The sequence below is a fragment of the Dolichospermum lemmermannii CS-548 genome (assembly GCF_028330815.1).
In the GTDB taxonomy this organism is placed as follows: domain Bacteria; phylum Cyanobacteriota; class Cyanobacteriia; order Cyanobacteriales; family Nostocaceae; genus Dolichospermum; species Dolichospermum lemmermannii.
Genome location: NZ_JAQMTJ010000310.1, coordinates 1 through 4,093 on the forward strand (window position 1 = coordinate 1; position 4,093 = coordinate 4,093).

Annotated in this window: 2 protein-coding genes and 2 pseudogenes; 3 read left to right on the top strand and 1 reads right to left on the bottom strand. The window is 37.1% G+C overall.

Going from position 1 to position 4,093, the window contains the following annotated elements; translation table 11 throughout:
* Positions 1-139 precede the first annotated feature (139 nt).
* Positions 140-337: pseudogene (locus tag PN450_RS22060) on the top strand (DUF6444 domain-containing protein); the annotation flags it as partial.
* Between the two features lie 207 nt (positions 338-544).
* A pseudogene (locus PN450_RS24215) lies at positions 545-619 on the top strand (DUF4351 domain-containing protein); the annotation flags it as partial.
* A gap of 122 nt (positions 620-741) precedes the next feature.
* Here the strand turns inward: PN450_RS24215 and PN450_RS22065 are convergent.
* A complete protein-coding gene (locus PN450_RS22065) occupies positions 742-1,992 on the bottom strand; it encodes a hypothetical protein (RefSeq protein ID WP_148766365.1) in 1,251 nt (416 codons plus the stop codon).
* A gap of 1,007 nt (positions 1,993-2,999) precedes the next feature.
* Here PN450_RS22065 and fmt point away from each other — a divergent pair.
* Positions 3,000-4,001 carry a methionyl-tRNA formyltransferase gene (gene fmt / locus PN450_RS22070; RefSeq protein ID WP_148766367.1) on the top strand — a complete coding sequence of 334 codons (1,002 nt, stop codon included), beginning with the start codon at positions 3,000-3,002 and terminating at the stop codon, positions 3,999-4,001.
* The last annotated feature ends 92 nt before the right edge of the window (positions 4,002-4,093 follow it).

A 4,093-nucleotide genomic window follows, 5' to 3' on the forward strand; every position in this document is an offset into this window, starting at 1 on the left:
AGAATAGATTTTGATGACATTTTTGGTGATTTACTGTTTCTCAAATGCCTTTTTTCACTTTATCTGTTTGTTTTGATGCTCCCTTTGATTTTCATCTCCGTAATTTCCCTCTGTAACATTTTGGGGTGCGGAATGTGGGGTAGAACTAGAACAAGAAATAGAGAAACTCAAAATCAGTAGAGATTTAGATAGCACAACATCATCGAAACCACCATCGGGAGACATACTCAAAAAATCAGAGAACAAACAAGAAGAGAAGTCAGAAGAGAGTGAGACTCCAAAACGGAAACCAGGGGGACAACCAGGGCATCCGGGAAAAACGAGAAAGGGGTTTGGTTGAGTAGATAGGTTTGAGATCCTAATGGCAATTTTTGCAAATAACGTCTTTCTTCTCTGATTTTATTAGCAAAAGTTATATATTTAGAAACTTTATATTTTAGATAATTTTCAATTAGTTAGTTAAATATAATTAAAATTTCAACAGCTACAAACGAATAATTTAAGTTAGAAAATATGAGATTTCACTACATATTTACCACTACCAGAATCTATGTTAGGAATAACGCTCAAAGAAACGCGAGTTTATCGGGAAATTAAAGAGGAAGGACGGGAAGAGGGACACAACTAGGAAATGGACTTTTACAAGATTAGGAAAAAACTAAATGTGTAAGGGTAAAGCGCAATGCTAAACCCCTACCTAGAGAATCACACGATTAAGCCATTTTGAGGGCAATTAATCAATTAGCGCGAAGCAACTTGTGGATCTGCCCAAATGCTACCTTTTTCACCAAAAGTCACAGCCTGATCACCTTCTGCCGAGATATCTACAGTTCTGCCATCATTAGCTACTTGTAACAAAGGCCAATTTTCTTCACCTAATTCACCAGCACGGAATAATACATTATTAGGCTGCTTTTTACTCCAACCTAACAAAATAGCTATTTTTTCGTGATCATCTTGTGATTGTACAGGACTAACCACATTGAGATGATCCTGTTGACGATTCCAAATTACAGCCTGATCTGTAGCATCTGCTGTATTAAAAATAGCCACAAACTTACGGGCAAGAAAGCGATCGCCTTTTTCAGACCAGCTAACAGGCACTAATACCCCAATTTTACCATCATTATCCCCTTGTGCTGACAAAATTGCCTGTCTTTTTAACAGGGGATCAATCACCACACTGGTTGATGTCATCACCCGTAACCGCTTAGTTTGTTTATCCTCCACAAACAACACGCTATTAACTCGGCTATTGTGCATTTCCGGTTTTACTTCCATTTGCACCCGACTATAAATCGCATATTTGCCATCAGGAGAAATTACCGGAATACTCCGATAGTAGCGAACACCAGAACCACCTTTAGCACCAATCGCTTCCTGAGTAGCCAGAATCCATTGCCAAGGTATCGGATGGGGACTACCTATAGGGTCAGTCTGTGCCATTTCCGACTCATTTGGCCGTTCACTAACAGGTATTTCTCCATTTTTAGGAGTAACTGTTGATGTTGCTAATTCTTGAGATTGAGAATTCCCACTGACTGGAGAATTTAAATCAGCTTCTTCTTTGGCATCTTTTAATTTTTGAATTAAATTAGCTTGATTAATAGATGTCTTGCTTTGAAGTTGTGCAACATTAACTGATGGTACAGTTTTGCTAACAACATCATCCCCCAGTTGAGAATTTTCTCTTTCTGCCCCTGAAATAACTATATCTTTTGGTAATGACTGTATTCCTTCACCAACAAGTATTTTTCCTGTGTGAGAGTTAACTTGAGCAAATTGTAAATTTAACTGCCTCGTAGCAGCACTTTCTGCCAATTTTATCTGAGATTTGTTATTTTTCGCCCTACTATTTGCTACTTCTGATTGTTTCGCTAAGGTAGCATGAATAGACATTCCCAGGAAGGGTGAAATTACTATAACAATGGCAATGTACTTGAGAAATGGTTTAACACGGAACCATTCCGACACCAAAAGGGGTTTAAGCATGATGAGACTCTCTAGGGGCAGTTGCTAAGTGCGGGCAGTATCTATACAGGAATGGAAAAAAGCTATGACTATATGTTTACCAACAAACCAAAAGCTTCGACAAGATAATTGATTCAAATGTTGTATTGCTTTACAAAAGTTTTAGTATCACCATTTACCCCCTCATAATCTTTACATAATATCCAAAATAACGGGATTAAAGTTAACAGTAAATTACATCTGTTAATAACTGCCGTTATTATTGTTAAGTAAGTCGGCACGATAAAATCAATATACATTTTTTTCGTAAAAACCCTTAAATAACCTATCTATAAGGTATTTGTCGAATTTACATTTCGTTACATATGTTGATTGTTTAACGCCAACTTACTTAGCATCAGTAACATCCATATTCAATTTAAGTGGAACATAGATGAATTTTTAATTGACTAAAGCTAGTAGCCAAGATTTAGAGATGCTCTTGCTCTTGAAAACATTCTTAGCTAAAGCCAGTCTAAAATAAGATACCCTGTTTATAGCCGGACAAACAGCGCGGGCTTTACCCAACTAAAACCTATCTATTGCTGGCAACTTGAGATTAACCGCTGCACAATCAACAATAAACAAAAACATTAAATTCATACACCCAACCTACAAACTGAAGTTTAGACTCGTAAATGCTGCGATTAAGCAAATACAGTTTATTTTTAACTTGGGTAATTATTGAATAATTTTGATTTCGTAGAGAAATAACTGACTGCAAAACACAGATAGACACACAAAAATCATCAATAGTAGATGCAAATGGCGATAGTTCAACTAATTACCGCAAGTGTTATGATGTATTGAGGCTGTTTTTGCTGAACCAATAGTAAACACTATACCATCAAACTGCGAAAATTCCTTGCCCTTAATCAAAAATTCTCAACATAATTCTATTAATATTCAGATGTCGCAGTTGTCAGTGATGAGGAACACACTTACCATTGATTAATGACTCATGACTCGTAATTAATAATTAATAAGTAATGAAAATAGTATTTTTTGGCACTCCTGACTTTGCAGTTCCCACTTTGGAAAAACTCTTAGAAAACAAGAATTTTCAGGTGATGTCCGTAGTCACTCAACCGGATAAACGTCGAGAACGAGGGAATAAACTGACACCTTCACCAGTGAAAGCCTTTGCTACAGATCATCATATTCCAGTATGGCAACCGGAAAGAGTTAAAAAAGATGTTGAAACCTTAACACAACTCAAGCAGATAGAAGCAGATATATTTGTGGTTATTGCTTATGGGCAAATTTTGTCTAAGAAGATATTAGATATGCCTAAGCTAGGTTGTATTAACGTACATGGTTCAATTTTACCTCAGTATCGAGGGGCTGCGCCAATTCAGTGGAGTATATATAACGGAGAAAAAGAAACGGGGATTACAACTATGCTCATGGATAAGGGCATGGATACAGGGGATATGCTTCTAAAAGCGACTATACCAATTCAATTGCTAGATAATGCTCAGGTTTTAGCCGAAAAGTTGGCTATTACTGGTGCAGATTTACTCATAGAAACCTTATACAAACTAGAACGTCAAGAAGTGACACCGATTCCCCAAGATCATACCGCAGCTACTTACGCATCTTTGATTCAGAAGCCAGATTATAACTTGGACTGGGGACAAAGTGCCATCCAATTACATAATCAAATTCGCGGATTTTATCCTAACTGTACAGCAACTTTTCGCAACCAAGCATTGAAAATTACTGCTACTGTCCCCCTAGATCCTGCGTATATTCACGAGTTACCAGAGCCATTACTAGAAAAAATTCATAAAATACCCAATTTGTCAACCATATCAGGACAGCCTGGAGAGGTAGTTAATATTACTAAAGGACTAGGAGCAATTGTCCAAACAGGGGTAGGTTTATTGCTATTGCGAGAAGTACAGCTAACGGGTAAACGTCCCCAGTCAGGATGGGATTTTGTCAATGGGACTCGGTTAACTGTCGGTGAGGTAATGGGTAATGGGTAATTGGTAATAGGTAATTGGTAATAGGTAATAGGTAATAGGTAATAGGTAATAGGTAATAGGTAATAGGTAATAGGTAATAGGTAATAGGTAAT

What these genes read in the sequence shown, in the direction of transcription:
- PN450_RS22065 (WP_148766365.1), bottom strand. Translation starts at nt 1,992, where the DNA reads ATGCTTAAACCCCTTTTGGTGTCGGAATGGTTCCGTGTTAAACCATTT.
- fmt (WP_148766367.1), top strand. Translation starts at nt 3,000, where the DNA reads ATGAAAATAGTATTTTTTGGCACTCCTGACTTTGCAGTTCCCACTTTG.